Raw genomic sequence first — 15,728 nt, 5'->3', positions numbered from 1 at the left:
GCTGTTCTGATCAAACTTCAAAGGTAGAATGAATTTTCTTTAAAAATTCCCTGTAAGTGAGAGTGTATTAGTTTTTTTAATTTTGATGCGCTTACCTATATTGACTACAAATAGCTCCCACTATTGCTTTATTTTTAAATAAGTTTAGGTTGTAATTACTTACTTTTCGTTAACTTATCAAATTTCTTTTTCTTCCTTTATTCTTTATGCTTTAATTTTAATATTTTATTCCTTTTATTTTTGGTTTTTCGGCTAGGAAATTATTGTTAGTTTTTTCTGGGTTTTTTATCTAAATTAATTTGATTTTTGTTTTTGTTTTTTTATTTTTTGAGTGTTGTTTTGGTATTTTTTATTTGGTGTTAACTGTCGTTATCTCTAGTTGAATTTATCACATTTTTCCTTTCTGTGAGTTCTGTATTACAGTTACATTACAAGTTAAGCGAAACGAAGGAAACGAAAAATGCTTAAATTATTTAGTGTGTTAGTACTATCTACTGTCAGCACCATGAGTATGGCTACACAAGTAATCAATGTGCCACCAAAAGACTTAAAATATGCCAAGTTGCCAAATAGATTTCCGATGACAGCTGTATTTAGCAAAGCAGGACAAGTGCTTTACTTTGAAACAGGTGAAAATGAAGATGAGTTTGATGAACTTCTTAAAGGTAAGGAATTTGAAATTGATGAGGATGACAAAGCGGCATTAGCACGCCTTATTGAGTACCCCAAAATATCTCAGATATTTAATCAAACAGAAAAAAACAACATTGTTATTAATATTACAGTAGATAAAAGCTTTTTTGACTGTGGACCTTGTCAAAATCAACAGAGTTATTTAGACGGTTTAGATTTACCGTCTATGGAAAGCGTTCAGGTTAACCTAAGTAGGTAACCTAAACAACCGCACAAAAGATGTGCATTATTAACTAAAAGGAATATTTTTATGAAAAATCTTATTAATGTAAAAAACGTTGTTGCTTTAACTGCTGTAGCTTCTGCAGCTGCGCCCACGGTAGCGCTTGCTTCGGAGCAGCTTGTGTCGCCTGATGGCTTCTTTGGGATCTGTTTATGGGGAGCATGTTTGGGTATATATTGGTAATTGCTCATTGATGACTGTTTATCCCCAATCCGTTTAATCCAACTTAAGGCCCTCTAAGGGCCTTTTTATTTTGTAAATTTGCTCAATTTAAGCTTGCTCCACTATGCTTGATTAAAGCTTTGTAATTGGAGAGTTGAAGTGCTGCATGCTTTAGTTTTAGTTTCTTCCCTTGCTGTATTAACGCCTGATGAATTATTCAAAACATTAAAAGTTATTCAGGAGCAAAATATTTCCAATCCAACTCGAGCATTACAGACATATAAAAATGCACGGCCTAGCTTGCCGAGAGAACCCTCTCGAGGGCTGTATGAAATTCATTTGGCAGGCCTCAAATCTGGAATTAGAACAAATAACCAAGAGCAGGTGAGGGAGGTGATTGGGTTATTCTCTGAAGAAGATACTTGGCTGGACTATTTGACCTATGAGAAAGGGCAAGTTGCAACTTTTCTTGCCATTTATTTTAGACGAAACAGTCAGTTTGAACTTGCTGAACGTAATTATGAATGTGCAATGAGGTTTTCTAATACTGAGCAGAAGCAAAAGATCATTAACAACCTCGCTGTTTTGTATCGCACTACAGGTCAGTTAGATAAAGCCACTAATATATTGGTCAAAGCGCTTTCTGAATTCCAGGAGGAAGCTCATTTGCAAGCAGCCTTAAACAATAACTTAGCGAATGTATATTTTGACCTTGGAAAATATGCAGACGCTGCAGAGCTCTATCGGCAAGCATTTTTATATCATCAAAAAGCAGGGCAGACCTACGAAGCAAGTTATGTAGGGTTAAATTTACTCAATGCCTATATTTTATCCGAACGCTGGGATAGTTATCGCCGCTATATTAATACCGTTACAATGCGAGTCGAGCAAACGAAAGACACAGAGTTGATCACGGTATTGAAATGGCAAAGCTTTACTTTTCAAAAAAAGGTAGAGGCCTTGGAGCTGAATACAGAACAACGCACATTTTTGATGGATACATTGCCTATGTTAATGGAAACTGATTACAGCAATAACCTTACGCGTTATGTGTCACTCATGCAGCTGCCAGCACTAACGGCACTCTATAAAGAGTTAGCAAATAAGGAGCATGTAAAAGCTGTCGACGGTGCTGGTATTGGTTACGACAATATCTCTTTGTCTTGGTGTAAATAAATTAGCACGAATGTATTAAGTAGAAGTGCGAGGGGTCACGAAATGCGATGGTTGGATAAAAACTGTCAACAGGCTACTCGGTTGTTAAGACGAATAGCCTCTAATCACTCAGCTTTTAAGCTTAAAAGGTCCAAGCTAGATGTAATTGCGGAACAGATTCGTTGGTGTCTGTCCCAAGTTTATTGCGCCAATATTGCCACTCTATACCCAGCATTAACTGATTGCCTGGCATGTTTAACGCGTAGCCGAGGTCCCATTGTAAAATAGGTTGGGCTAACAGCCAGCCTTTAACTTCATTACCAAATTCATTTTCACGTTCAGCGATATACTCTACGTGACCAGTAAGATAAAACTTTTGCTCACCGATAGTAAAAGGGTATCCCCACGCGAGGTCTATCATCCAGCTATTACTTTCTTTGGGTGCGCCGCCATGAGCCACGCCTTGGCTATCATCTTGATAAAGTGTAAAAGCCGAAGAAAAGAAATTGAACCCATCAAGATTCCAATTTACTTTGATACCAGGCAAATACTTCATCACCTTAGCATCACCGGCCGCATTAAAACCCATGGTTAAGCTAACATCTGCGATGGAGTCTAATGAAGGTTCAAAGCCTGCGATCTTTGACATTGAAAAGCTTGAATACCATTCACCATAAAAGTCACCGTCTTGATAACCATCACTTAGATCATCTTTGCTATAGTCAATAAAAAAGAAATTATCACCATAGCGATAGCCTGAAGCATGTTGTAAAGAGTAAACCGTAGTGGTTGCTTCATTTGTGCTAAATGGGTTTTTGAAATCACCATGGTTAATGTGTAGTTGCGTTGTACTCCAATCAGCAGCGTAAGAAAAGGTGCTGAAAGCAAGTGAAGATGAAATTATGAGAGAGTTGAGTTTCATTTATTAATTCGGATAGCGTTAAAAATGAAATTATAACAAATGCGCCCAAAATTGGGCGCCATAAATGAATAAATTATGCCTTATTTCTTCTGATACAGATAACTGCTACAGCAGTGAATGCCAAAATAAAACAGTAGTATGATGAAGTAGAGACATCCCAAGGGCTGATCTTAAACGTAGCTCCAAGCAACAGTGCTTGTGCACCGTAAGGCAGTGAACCTTGCATAACACAGGCGAAAATATCTAATAGGCTTGCTGAGCGTTTCGCTGAAATTTGCCCTTCTTCAGCCAGTTTTTTCGCGACTGGGCCTGCAACAATGATACTGACAGTATTATTGGCTATACAAAGGTTGCTGGTTAAAACTAACGCTGCAATACCGAGCTGATCAGCAACTTTGCGGTGCCATTTCGCAATGACACTGGTAATCTTTTGGATCTGTCTAGCCAAGAAATCTAGTCCACCATTAATACGGATAAATTCAGACAAGCCACCAATGAACATAGAAAGCAAAAAGATCTCTTGCATATCACTGAAGCCTTTGTAGATGTCATTCAAGAAAGTGGCTCCCTGATAGTCACCAACAAAGCCCATGCACCCAGCAAAAACAATCCCGCTGAAAAGTACAACAAAAACGTTAATACCTATTACTGCAAGCACCAGAATAAACGCATACGGTAAAACCAATAACCAATCAAATGGTTTTGTTTCCACAACTTGAGGTTCAGGTGTTAGAAATACCAAGAGTAATACGGTCAACAAAGCCGCTGGTAGTGCGATCTTCAGGTTTTCTCTAAATTTATCTTTCATTTCACAGCCTTGAGTTCTTGTGGCTGCGATAGTGGTGTCGGAGATGATAGACAGGTTATCACCAAACATAGCACCCGATACGATTGTGCCCGCCATCAATGCTGGATCTATCCCTGTTTTCATGGCAACGGCGACCGCAATTGGGCCAATTGCACCAATAGTCCCCATAGATGTGCCCATGGCAGTGGATACAATGGCTGCGATCAGAAATAATCCTGGCAACAAAAAAGCGGGGGGAATAAAAGACAGACCTGCATTTACTACTGCGTCTACGCCACCTGTTGCACTGGCTACAGCCGAGAAGGCACCTGCGAGTAAGTAGATAAGACACATAGTAATAATGTTACTGTGGCCAGCACCTTGGATGAAGGTTTCCACACTGCGATTTATGGTGTCTTTATTGAGTATAAAAGCTAAAACAATAGCGGGCAAAATCGCGACAGGCGCTTTCAACTGATAAAAGGCGTAATCAACACCTTGAGATTGTAAATACAATCCCGCGCCAAGAAAAATCCCTACAAAGGTTAGCAAAGGCAGTAAAGAGAGTTTCGCCTTCGTTTGATTGTAATTCGGTTGCATCGCATTCCCCAACAAAAAAGCACAGCCAAACAAATTAGTGGCTGTAAAACTGCACAACACACCTAAGTTGAGAATTATTCAATTGCTATAGGTGAGTAAGCGCGGAAGTTTATATGTTTAGACGTCTAAAGTCTAATGTTTTATTATTTTCAACTTAACTGACTATGGCACACAGATAAGTTAAACTCTACTCCCGCATAAATGCATTTCTTTTATCCGGTTTGCCACCGTTGCGACCTGTCGGATAATCACACCACAAATAAAAAGGGTAACGCATGACAAGAATAGGTATATATGGTGCTAATGGCAGAATGGGGCTGGCATTAATTGAAGCGTGTTATTTATCACCTGAGACCACGCTTAGTAATGCTTTTGTGAGAGATAATTCGCAATACCTTAATAAAGCGGTAAGTCAGTTACAGCCAAAGTCTGACGATAATTTGCGTTTTAGCTCTGAGCAGGGCTCACTTGATAACGTTGATGTACTGATAGATTTCACTTTACCTGAGGGGATGTTGCAACATTTATCTGCTGCACGGAGCAGTAAAACGCCGATGGTAATAGGAACAACAGGCCTAACACACAGTGAAATGGAGCTACTTGCAGACGCAGCCAAAGAAATTCCCATCGTATTTTCTCGCAATTATAGTGTCGGTATAAACTTACTACTTAACCTTGTCCAAACAGCCGCTGAAAAGCTATCTGATGAAATGGATATTGAAATTTTTGAAGCCCACCATCGTAATAAAATTGATGCTCCCTCAGGTACTGCGCTTGCAATTGGAGAAGCAATTGCTGAAGCCAAAGGTTGGGAGCATGATGAAGTTGCGGTCTATGATCGAAGCCAGAGTCATGAAGCGAAATCACAACATGAGATCGGTTATTCGGTCCTAAGAGCGGGTGATATAGTAGGTGAACATACGGCTTACTTCGCGACAATGGGCGAAAGACTTGAATTAACACATAAAGCAGCATCAAGATTGACGTTTGCATCAGGTGCTGTAAGGGCTGCGAAGTGGTTAAAAGATAAACCAGCTGGCCTTTATGATATGCAAGATGTGCTAGATTTAAAGAAGTAATTGTAGCATTTTGAGGCTTTAAAGCAAAAAATTAGTTTAATAGCTTATTTTTATAATTTTTGCGATTTCTATTAGACGAAAAGGCAATCATGCTGTAGACTATAACGAATTTGCCAAAATTTTAATAACTGCGTGTTACCAAGCGCTTTGTAGACGGGATGTTGAGCGTTTTGCTTTCGCCCGTTTTTTACTATTAGGAGGTTAACTTGACTAAATCCGCTCTGTTAGTCCTTGAAGACGGCACGGTGTTTCGCGGTACTGCTATCGGTGCTGACGGTATGTCAGTCGGAGAAGTGGTATTCAATACGTCAATGACGGGGTATCAAGAGATCTTAACGGATCCTTCATACGCGGAACAAATCGTTACGCTCACTTACCCACATATCGGCAACACCGGTACTAACAGCGAAGATGAGGAAGCGGACAAGATCTGGGCGAAAGGCCTAGTGATCCGTGACTTACCACTGCTCGCGAGTAATTTCCGTAACGAAAAATCATTGAGTGATTACTTGAAAGAACGCAATATCCTTGGGATCGCGGATATTGATACTCGTAAATTAACCCGTATTCTACGTGATAAAGGTGCCCAAAACGGCTGTATTATTGCAGGAGACGAGGTAGACGAGCAAAAGGCGCTAGAAGCTGCGCAAGCATTCCCTGGCTTGAAAGGGATGGATTTAGCAAAAGTAGTAACAACAGAAGCTCAGTTTGAATGGCGTGAATCAAGCTGGACTCTAGGCGAGGGCTTTAAAACGCTTTCAGCTGAAGAAGAGAAATTCCATGTTGTTGCCTACGATTTTGGTGTGAAAAAGAACATTCTTAGAATGCTAGTAGACAGAGGGTGTAAATTAACCGTTGTCCCAGCAGAAACCTCCGCTGCTGATGTATTGGCATTAAACCCAGATGGTATTTTCCTATCAAATGGTCCAGGTGACCCTGAGCCATGTACTTACGCTATTGATGCAATTAAGGCATTTTTAGAGACAGAGACACCGATCTTTGGTATTTGTTTGGGCCATCAGTTACTAGCGCTTGCGTCTGGAGCGAAAACAGTAAAAATGAAGTTTGGTCACCATGGTGGTAACCACCCGGTTAAAGACTTAGATCGTGACGTAGTGATGATCACAGCTCAAAACCATGGTTTTGCTGCTGATGAAGCAAGTTTGCCTGACAACCTACGTGCAACGCACAAGTCGCTATTCGATGGCACACTACAAGGTATTCACCGCACCGACAAGCCGGCATTTAGCTTTCAAGGTCACCCTGAAGCGAGCCCAGGCCCACATGATGCGGCACCGCTATTCGACCATTTCATTGAATTAATGCAATCTCGTAACGCTTAATAGACCGGAGTAATAATGCCAAAACGTACTGACTTACAAAGTATTCTGATCTTGGGCGCAGGCCCAATCGTTATCGGCCAAGCATGTGAATTTGATTACTCTGGTGCTCAGGCCTGTAAAGCCCTAAGAGAAGAAGGCTATAGAGTTATTCTTGTTAACTCTAACCCTGCAACTATCATGACTGACCCTGAAATGGCCGATGCAACTTATATCGAGCCGATCCATTGGGAAGTGGTAGAAAAGATCATCGAAAAAGAAAAGCCGGATGCAGTATTACCTACTATGGGTGGTCAAACTGCGCTTAACTGTGCATTAGATTTAGATAAGCATGGCGTGCTTGCAAAGCATGGCGTTGAACTAATCGGTGCAACGGCAGATGCCATCGATAAGGCTGAAAACCGTGAGCGTTTCGATGCTGCGATGAAAAATATCGGCTTAGAATGTCCTCGTGCTGAAATTGCACATTCGATGGATGAAGCACATGATATTTTAACGCGCATCGGCTTCCCTTGTATTATTCGTCCTTCTTTCACTATGGGTGGTACCGGTGGTGGTGTTGCTTACAACATGGAAGAGTTTGACGAAATCTGTACTCGTGGTCTTGACTTGTCGCCAACCAATGAGCTGCTGATCGATGAAAGCCTATTAGGCTGGAAAGAATATGAGATGGAAGTGGTTCGTGACAAAAACGACAACTGTATCATCGTTTGTTCTATCGAAAACTTCGACCCTATGGGTGTTCACACCGGTGACTCAATCACAGTTGCACCGGCACAAACACTCACAGACAAAGAATACCAAATCATGCGTAACGCCTCGATGGCCGTACTTCGTGAAATTGGTGTTGAAACGGGTGGTTCAAACGTTCAGTTTGGTGTAAACCCAGTTGATGGTCGCGTGGTTATCATCGAAATGAACCCGCGTGTATCACGCTCTTCAGCTCTGGCCTCTAAAGCTACCGGTTTCCCGATTGCTAAAATTGCAGCTAAACTTGCTGTAGGTTACACGCTTGACGAACTTCAAAATGACATCACAGGCGGAGCAACACCTGCATCATTTGAACCATCAATCGACTATGTTGTTACTAAGATCCCTCGTTTTAACTTTGAAAAATTCGCAGGTTCAAACGACCGTCTAACTACGCAAATGAAGTCAGTTGGTGAGGTAATGGCGATTGGTCGTAACCAACAAGAATCATTGCAAAAAGCACTACGTGGTCTTGAAGTAGGTGCAACAGGTCTAAATCCAATCGTTGCCCTTGATGCGCCTAATGCGAAAGAAACAATTATTCGTGAATTGCGTGAGCCAGGTGCTGAGCGCATTTGGTACATTGCAGATGCAATGCGCCACGGTATGTCTGTTGCAGATGTTTTTGAGTTGACTAAGATTGACCCTTGGTACCTAGTGCAAATCGAAGACATCATCAAAGATGAAGCAACAATTGCTGAAGTTGGCATGGCTGGGCTAAACAAAGACTTCTTGCGTCGCTTAAAGCGCAAAGGTTTCTCGGACTCACGTATTGCTGAAATCGCTGGTGTGTCTGAAAAAGAGATCCGTAAGAAGCGTCACCAGTTAGCTATCCTCCCGGTTTATAAGCGCGTAGACACTTGTGCGGCAGAATTTAGCTCAGATACTGCTTACATGTACTCAACGTACGATGAAGAGTGTGAAGCGAACCCTTCTGACAAAGACAAAATCATGGTCATCGGTGGCGGTCCTAACCGTATCGGTCAAGGCATCGAGTTCGATTACTGTTGTGTACATGCAGCGCTGGCTATGCGTGAAGATGGCTACGAAACTATCATGGTTAACTGTAACCCTGAGACGGTTTCAACAGACTACGATACGTCAGACCGTTTATTCTTCGAGCCGATTACACTTGAAGATGTATTAGAAATTGTCCGTGTTGAGAAGCCAAAAGGTGTTATCGTTCAATATGGTGGCCAAACTCCACTTAAACTTGCACGTGACCTTGAAGCGAATGGTGTGCCAGTAATTGGTACTTCGCCAGATGCTATCGACCGTGCTGAAGACCGTGAACGTTTCCAACAACTTGTAGAACGTCTGAACTTACTTCAGCCTGAAAATGCAACTGTGACTTCACTGGAAGAAGCCATTGCTAAATCACAAGAAATCGGCTTCCCACTAGTTGTTCGTCCATCTTACGTTCTTGGTGGTCGCGCAATGGAAATCGTGTACGATGAAGATGATTTACGTCGCTACATGACTGAAGCTGTGTCTGTCTCTAACGAAGCTCCAGTGCTACTTGACCGCTTCCTAGATGATGCAATTGAAGTAGACGTGGATGCTATCTGTGATGGCGAAACGGTTATTATCGGCGGCATCATGGAGCATATCGAGCAAGCCGGTGTTCACTCAGGTGACTCTGCATGTTCGCTTCCAGCACATACATTGCCACAAGATATCCAAGACGTTATGCGCAAGCAAGTACGTGATATGGCGCTTGAGTTAGGTGTGGTTGGCCTAATGAATACTCAATTTGCAGTTAAAGATGGTCAGGTTTATCTGATTGAAGTTAACCCACGCGCTGCTCGTACAGTACCATTTGTTTCAAAAGCAACGGGTGTTGCACTGGCAAAGGTTGCTGCCCGTTGTATGGTTGGTCAATCCCTTGAAAGCCAAGGTGTGACGAAAGAGGTTATTCCTCCATATTACAGCGTAAAAGAAGTGGTATTGCCATTCGCTAAGTTCCCAGGTGTTGACCCAATGCGTGGTCCTGAGATGCGCTCTACGGGTGAAGTGATGGGTGTTGGTGAAAACTTCGCCGAAGCGTTCGCAAAAGCTCAATTAGGTGCATCAAACACTTTACCACGTGGCGGTCGCGCGCTACTATCTGTGCGTAATGGTGACAAGGCACGCGTCGTTGAACTAGCTAAGACGATGAAAGCAATTGGTTTTGAACTAGATGCAACGAGCGGTACGGCGAAAGCGCTTGAAGAAGCGGGCATTGAAGTACGTCGCGTAAATAAAGTATTCGAAGGTCGTCCTCATATTCTTGACCGTATCAAGAATGGTGAGTACAGCTACATCGTTAATACTACCGAAGGTCGCCAAGCTATTGAGGACTCGAAGGTGTTACGTCGTGGTGCACTGCAGCATAAGACTAACTACACCACTACGCTAAATGCAGCGTTTGCAAACTGCACAGCGAATGAAGCTGATGACAGAAACTCTGTAAACTCTGTTCAAGAACTACACCAGCGTTTGAACTAAGAAGAACAAGGCCAGAGCGAAAGCTCTGGCGATGAGTGAGATACTTATGCAATCAATTCCGATGACAGTACGAGGCGAAGAGTTGCTTCGTGAAGAACTGAATCATTTAAAGAAAGTTGTTCGCCCTAAGATAGTTGCTGATATCGCGGAAGCGCGTGAACACGGTGATTTAAAAGAAAACGCCGAATATCATGCGGCGCGAGAGCAACAAGGCTTTTGTGAGGGTCGTATTCAAGAAATTGAAGCGAAACTTTCAACAGCGCAAATCATTGATGTGACAAAAATGCAGAATAACGGCAAAGTTATTTTTGGCAGTACGGTCACTATCGTGAATGTGGATACGGACGAAGAAGTGAGTTATCGCATTGTTGGTGATGACGAAGCTGATATTAAAAACAACTTGATCTCTGTTAACTCGCCAATAGCGCGTGGGTTAATTGGTAAAGAGTTAGATGATACAGTGAACGTTCAAACGCCAAACGGTCTGGTTGAATACGAAATCATCGAAGTTGAATACAAGTAATTCTTTTCTTCTAAAGCCCGCACTGTAAATGTGTGGGCTTTTTTATTCCTACCTTCTTGGTCACCACTCAAGCGCTCGCTTATTGATATTAATTGTATTAGTAAATAATCTATTTCACCCTTCACATTGACTAGAGAGTTACTTCAATTGGTATGACTTAATGCCCTGTTGCTGTAATGCCCTGTAATTGCAATTTCTGCGAAATCTTATAGCTTTTGTTTGGATGCTTATACCAACTGTATTAAGTAAACTCGCTATTCTGAAGCGGAGAAATAGTGTTAGTAGCAAGGCAAAAGTTTTGCCATTTAGTTGTTCTAAATGAGAAATTTTTAACGATGCTAATATGGTATTTCACCCTCCAAATTAATTGGAGACCGAATTCAATTGGTATTAAAACAATGTCAACATGGGGAGACTAGGGTGTCGTTTGAGATGGAACAGTATAAAACAGAGGGATTTGAGCTATTTATGTCGAGCTGGAAAGCGCGATTGGCTGGTGCGAGTGCACAATCCTTACCGCATAATCACCATGATTTTTGGCGCGCAATGCGTACACGCTATGCCATTGATTTGAGTAAGCAAAGCGCGCTATTACAGAACGTCAGTTTGGCAAGATACGATACCTACCTTGTGCTTACTGCTTTGTTGTATACCAATAGTCTGTTTGAAAGCGGTGATCTCATCGTTGGATATAATCTACCGGGACACTTCTTTAGCGCCCAGGGTTCAGATACTCGACCTTGTCTGAGTCGAGCGCTGTTGGACTCGCTCAAACTCAACCAACCTCTTTGTCTAGTAGATGAATATTTCGAGCACTTTGAGATTAATACGTTAGCATACGAAAGGTTAAGTAATGCCAATCCTAGCTGGCATGAAGTCAACAGTGAGCTTGGTAATATAGTCAGTTTAGTGAGTAATGAACGAACAGAGCAGCAGCTTTCTACCGGCTTGTTACACTTTATACCGCAATTATTCTCAGGGAAGCAGGTTGCCGAGCAGCTCAATCACCTGTCTGAGTTTTATTAACTAACGTGAACTTGGAAAAACAACTTATTCTCTAGCGGTTGCAACGGCGAGTTCAGGTCAACTACACTTGAAACAATTGACATAGTTTGAAACGAATTTGCTTTAGACTTTTAATTCTCCCTTGTTAAACTTTATACCGATTTGTCTTACTGCTTGTGTTATTTGAAAGAGTAAACCTGAAGCGAACTAGGTTAAAAGTTTCTTATTTAGAACAACTAAATAGCTAAATTTTTTCCTGCTTCTCGGTAAGTTTTTCTCGCCTCAAATAGACCACTTAATTAAGCAAATTGATATTAACTGTTCCCAAACCAATCAGACGCCGATCCCTTTATTGTATTAAATGGGTCGGTATCTTTATCATGAGGATTACCATGAGTTTATTGAAAAGTGCTTTGATTAAGACGTTAAAAAGCAAGTCAACTCAGCAAGTTGCTTCAGTGGTTTTTGATAAAGCGCTGAAACAAGGTAAAGAATATATAGATTCAAGAAAGACAGAAGCCAAGAATGATACCGATGAGTTATTACTCGGGTTACAACACTTATTAGCACAAAAGCCCAGCGACGGCATCTATTCAATTTCGCTCTCAGGTTGCAGAGTGAGAGTAAAGATAACCGCCGGTGCTATTTCACACATAGATAAGTTATAGCCTCTTCAATATTTTGTAAATTTTTATTCCTTTCTGTCGTCAGTTGGTTGACTTACTCACTGAGAACAACCAATTGAATACAATATTAATATCCATGAAATCCGCATATTTACACAAAACAGCGCATACCAAGCTGTTTTGATATCAAATTTAGACCTTAAATACCATTTATTAACTGAAAAGTGTCTAATAATCAAGGTGTTAAACTGTTTCCTAATGAGTTGTCGGCGGTCAGCTTGCACTGTTTTCCCCCTTCACTCGGGCAATCAAATAATCCCGTTAGTCGAGCGTTCAAGCTTAATGTTTCATGGCTATTCCATAAAGTTATATAAAATATATTGTATACATTGTAATTTTAATGTTAAAAATTAATGGCCCAATCAGGGTTGGATACACAACAAGAAAGGTAACTTATGAAAATGACAAAACTCACGCTGGCGTTGTCCGCATTAACCGCGCTTAACTCTGCCAGTGCACATCAAGAATCACAACGCTTATTCAAGCCATTAAATGAGCCAAATCATTTAACGATCAATATGTCTCATGGTCATGAACACAGGGCCAAGCAGGATAAAGCACCCGTTGCTGCAACGGAAACTCGCAAGCTAACGCACTTTTTGTCTAACCGGTCGTCTTTGACGAAAACCTTAAGTTTACAGCAAAGCGAAGCTGCAGCGCCGTGTGACTTGAGTAGCTTGGCAAGCGCTAATAGCAGTCAAATAGTGGCTGAAATCAAACAGCAAGGTACAAGCTGTATTAATGCACTGTTTTCAGCGGACAGTAGTATTCAATCTCAAGTTTTTACATCAGATAAAATGCACGCTGCGGCACAAAGTGCTGAGTCACTTTCGCGAAACTACTCAGGCAATGGGAGTAATGACTTAGAAGCACTTTATTTGTTTATTCGCGCCGGCTTCTATGTTGAATTTTACAATGATCAGGTTAGTTTTGCTACTTGGGTAAAACCTGCGGTGAAAGATGCATTAGATGCGTTTGTTAGCAATAGCCACTTTTATGACGACAATGATGCTCATGGCAAAGTGCTTGGTGAAGCCATTACAACCATGGACTCATCTGAATTACAAGACCACTATTTGCCAGTTGTGAAAGCTTGGCTCTCTAAGTGGAATGAAAGCTATGGGTCAAAATGGAACATGCGTAGCGCGGTTAATGGTATTTTCACGATTTTATATCGTGGCCAGTGGAATGATAACTTCGTTACTTTGGTACAAAATGATCAAGAGCTGGTAAGCCTACTTGGAAACTTTACGTCACAAACGTGGATGATAAATTCAGATTCGCAATACCTAATCATTAATGCTGCAAGTGAGTTGGCTCGCCTTAAACAATATAGTGGCGCCGCAATTCAAGAAGCGGTAGATAATCAATTAACGGCTTTGTTTTCACGGTATAACAGTTATGGATTTGGAGATGGTGTATGGCTAGCCGCTGCGGATGTTGCGACCTATTACGCTGATTGTGAAAAGTTTGGTATTTGTAATTTTGACCAAGAACTAGAAGCCAAGGTACTTTCTCAACAGCATAGCTGTAGCGATACTATAAAAATTAGAGCGCAGGAGCTCACGACTCAGCAATTGACTTCAGCTTGTGAAACCATGGAAGCGGAGGAGGGGCGATTCCATTCTATGCTTGAAACTGGCCGTTTACCGGTTGCTGATGATAATAACGACTTTCTGCAAGTAAACATCTTTAATAGCAGTTCAGACTATAAAAAATATGCTAAAGCAATTTTTAAAATAAACACAGATAACGGCGGCATGTATCTAGAGGGCGACCCAAGTGATGTTGATAACGTTGCTAATTTTGTTGCCTATGAAGCTAATTATGCAAAGCCGGATCATTATATCTGGAACTTAGAGCATGAATACGTACATTATTTGGATGGTCGCTTTGATCTCTATGGTGACTTTAATGCACCAACGAAGCCCATCGTGTGGTGGAGTGAAGGGGTCGCCGAGTACATTGCAAATCTCAATGACAACCAAGCAGCAATAGACACGATAAAAGATGGCTCGGTTTATACGTTAGCAGAAATCTTTAGCACGACTTACGATGGCTTTGATCAAGACCGGATCTACCGTTGGGGTTATTTGGGGGTGAGGTTTATGTACGAGAAACACTTTGATGAAGTAATTGCCATGCGGCAAGAGACTCGACAAGCGAATTGGGATGGATATCAAACTCGAATAAACCGCTGGTCATCACAGTACCAGTCGGAGTTTGCTCAGTGGTGTAATGAGCTGGTGGATGGTGGTCAAAATAGCGCGCCAATCTCGCAAATTAATGGGCCATATTCTGGCGAGGCGGAGCAAAGCATTACATTTTCAAGTCAAGGGAGTGTGGATCCAGATGGAGATCTACTCACATATGTGTGGCGTTTTGGAGATGGCAATGAAAGTAATGAAGCAAATCCAACACATCGCTATATGCAGGCAGGAGAATACCAAGTTAGTCTTACCGTTAGCGATCCAAGTGGATTGAGTCATATGAGCAGTACAACTGCTTTAATCAGTGCTACCTCATCAAACAAGCTCCATTCAGGTGTGCCGGTAACCGTTGCCGGTGAACAGGATGAGCAGCTTACATTTACCATAGCGGTAGCCCCGAATACCGATAGGCTAATTTTGAATACCTCTGGTGGCTCTGGTGATGTTGACCTTTATGTTAAAGCTGGAACAATGCCAACCTTTAACGAGTTTGATTGCAGACCTTACAAATCCGGTAACACAGAGAGCTGTGAAATCATGAACCCTGAAGCTGGCACTTATTACATTATGCTATACGGCTATAATCGTTTTGAAAACGTTCAGTTACTTGGAGAAACCCTAACAAATTCTCCGGTTGAGGACGTATGTCAGTCACAAGGTAGTATATCTAGTGGTAGATTAACTGCAGGCGAAACCATTTGCTTAGGTAACCAAGAGCCGATGTGGTTTAGCTTGGAAAATGTGAGTGGGCAGCAATCGGTCGTTATTCAAACTGCTCACGGTAGTGGAGATTTAGGTTTAGAATACAGCAATGCTGGCTGGCCTAACGACACCAATGTTGAAGCTAGTTCTTTCAATCAAGGTAATCAAGAGTGTATTGAAATAGCAGCTCAGTCTCAATACTGGGGATACCTGAAGGTTTCTGGTGCTCCTGCTGGAGCGTCACTAAAGCTGTCTTATAATGAGGGTGGTTGCCAATAGGTGTGTAAACAGTAAATGAAGCTTGCCCTGTGAGCAAAGGCTGATTTTACTTGTTACTAAACTGGTTTTGTTATATTTTTGTAAATGGGGGCGTGTTCGGCCCTTTTTCGGTGATGTTCTCAAAG

General features: G+C 41.7%; 12 protein-coding genes. 10 read left to right on the top strand and 2 right to left on the bottom strand.

Annotated features, from left to right (window positions below):
* Positions 1 to 460: 460 nt before the first annotated feature.
* From CEX98_RS08570 to CEX98_RS08565, 3 genes are all read left to right on the top strand, one after another.
* Positions 461 to 892, top strand: coding sequence for a hypothetical protein (locus CEX98_RS08570; RefSeq protein ID WP_099641669.1), 432 nt, complete (start codon positions 461 to 463; stop codon positions 890 to 892).
* A gap of 51 nt (positions 893 to 943) precedes the next feature.
* The gene (locus CEX98_RS22845) at positions 944 to 1,099 is read left to right on the top strand and encodes a hypothetical protein (protein ID WP_172439741.1); all 156 of its coding nucleotides are present in this window, start codon (positions 944 to 946) and stop codon (positions 1,097 to 1,099) included.
* Between the two features lie 138 nt (positions 1,100 to 1,237).
* Positions 1,238 to 2,254, top strand: a complete 1,017-nt coding sequence (locus CEX98_RS08565; RefSeq protein WP_099641668.1) for a tetratricopeptide repeat protein — start codon at positions 1,238 to 1,240, stop codon at positions 2,252 to 2,254.
* A gap of 121 nt (positions 2,255 to 2,375) precedes the next feature.
* Here the strand turns inward: CEX98_RS08565 and CEX98_RS08560 are convergent, their stop codons facing one another.
* Entirely contained in the window at positions 2,376 to 3,155 is a 780-nt protein-coding gene (locus CEX98_RS08560; protein WP_099641667.1) for a nucleoside-binding protein, read from the bottom strand.
* 73 nt (positions 3,156 to 3,228) lie between these two features.
* Complete coding sequence (locus CEX98_RS08555) at positions 3,229 to 4,542, bottom strand: Na+/H+ antiporter NhaC family protein (RefSeq protein ID WP_099641666.1); 1,314 nt, start codon at positions 4,540 to 4,542, stop codon at positions 3,229 to 3,231.
* A gap of 275 nt (positions 4,543 to 4,817) precedes the next feature.
* Here CEX98_RS08555 and dapB point away from each other — a divergent pair, with 275 nt between their 5' ends.
* The 7 genes from dapB to CEX98_RS08520 all read left to right on the top strand — a co-directional run bounded on the left by dapB (position 4,818) and on the right by CEX98_RS08520 (position 15,603).
* The gene (gene dapB, locus CEX98_RS08550) at positions 4,818 to 5,621 is read left to right on the top strand and encodes a 4-hydroxy-tetrahydrodipicolinate reductase (protein WP_099641665.1); all 804 of its coding nucleotides are present in this window, start codon (positions 4,818 to 4,820) and stop codon (positions 5,619 to 5,621) included.
* 206 nt (positions 5,622 to 5,827) lie between these two features.
* The gene (carA, locus tag CEX98_RS08545) at positions 5,828 to 6,964 is read left to right on the top strand and encodes a glutamine-hydrolyzing carbamoyl-phosphate synthase small subunit (protein ID WP_099641664.1); all 1,137 of its coding nucleotides are present in this window, start codon (positions 5,828 to 5,830) and stop codon (positions 6,962 to 6,964) included.
* A gap of 15 nt (positions 6,965 to 6,979) precedes the next feature.
* The gene (gene carB, locus CEX98_RS08540; RefSeq protein WP_099641663.1) at positions 6,980 to 10,198 is read left to right on the top strand and encodes a carbamoyl-phosphate synthase large subunit; all 3,219 of its coding nucleotides are present in this window, start codon (positions 6,980 to 6,982) and stop codon (positions 10,196 to 10,198) included.
* Positions 10,199 to 10,244: 46 nt separating this feature from the next.
* Positions 10,245 to 10,721 (top strand): transcription elongation factor GreA, encoded by a 477-nt coding sequence (greA, locus tag CEX98_RS08535; RefSeq protein WP_099641674.1) that lies wholly within the window; start codon positions 10,245 to 10,247, stop codon positions 10,719 to 10,721.
* Positions 10,722 to 11,141: 420 nt separating this feature from the next.
* Positions 11,142 to 11,747 (top strand): hypothetical protein, encoded by a 606-nt coding sequence (locus CEX98_RS08530; protein ID WP_099641662.1) that lies wholly within the window; start codon positions 11,142 to 11,144, stop codon positions 11,745 to 11,747.
* Positions 11,748 to 12,118: 371 nt separating this feature from the next.
* Positions 12,119 to 12,394 carry a hypothetical protein gene (locus CEX98_RS08525; protein ID WP_099641661.1) on the top strand — a complete coding sequence of 92 codons (276 nt, stop codon included), beginning with the start codon at positions 12,119 to 12,121 and terminating at the stop codon, positions 12,392 to 12,394.
* A 413-nt stretch (positions 12,395 to 12,807) separates the two neighbouring features.
* Entirely contained in the window at positions 12,808 to 15,603 is a 2,796-nt protein-coding gene (locus tag CEX98_RS08520) for a collagenase (protein WP_099641660.1), read from the top strand.
* The last annotated feature ends 125 nt before the right edge of the window (positions 15,604 to 15,728 follow it).

The sequence above is a fragment of the Pseudoalteromonas piscicida genome, from assembly GCF_002744175.1.
Classification (GTDB): Bacteria; Pseudomonadota; Gammaproteobacteria; order Enterobacterales; family Alteromonadaceae; genus Pseudoalteromonas; species Pseudoalteromonas piscicida_B.
Note: the sequence above shows the minus strand (reverse complement) of the source record. Positions and strands in the feature narration are given on the sequence as shown.

Coding starts and splice junctions, on each gene's coding strand:
- CEX98_RS08520 (WP_099641660.1), top strand. CDS start 12,808: ATGAAAATGACAAAACTCACGCTGGCGTTGTCCGCATTAACCGCGCTT.
- CEX98_RS08555 (WP_099641666.1), bottom strand. CDS start 4,542: ATGCAACCGAATTACAATCAAACGAAGGCGAAACTCTCTTTACTGCCT.
- greA (WP_099641674.1), top strand. CDS start 10,245: ATGCAATCAATTCCGATGACAGTACGAGGCGAAGAGTTGCTTCGTGAA.
- CEX98_RS08525 (WP_099641661.1), top strand. CDS start 12,119: ATGAGTTTATTGAAAAGTGCTTTGATTAAGACGTTAAAAAGCAAGTCA.
- CEX98_RS08570 (WP_099641669.1), top strand. CDS start 461: ATGCTTAAATTATTTAGTGTGTTAGTACTATCTACTGTCAGCACCATG.
- CEX98_RS08560 (WP_099641667.1), bottom strand. CDS start 3,155: ATGAAACTCAACTCTCTCATAATTTCATCTTCACTTGCTTTCAGCACC.
- dapB (WP_099641665.1), top strand. CDS start 4,818: ATGACAAGAATAGGTATATATGGTGCTAATGGCAGAATGGGGCTGGCA.
- carB (WP_099641663.1), top strand. CDS start 6,980: ATGCCAAAACGTACTGACTTACAAAGTATTCTGATCTTGGGCGCAGGC.
- CEX98_RS22845 (WP_172439741.1), top strand. CDS start 944: ATGAAAAATCTTATTAATGTAAAAAACGTTGTTGCTTTAACTGCTGTA.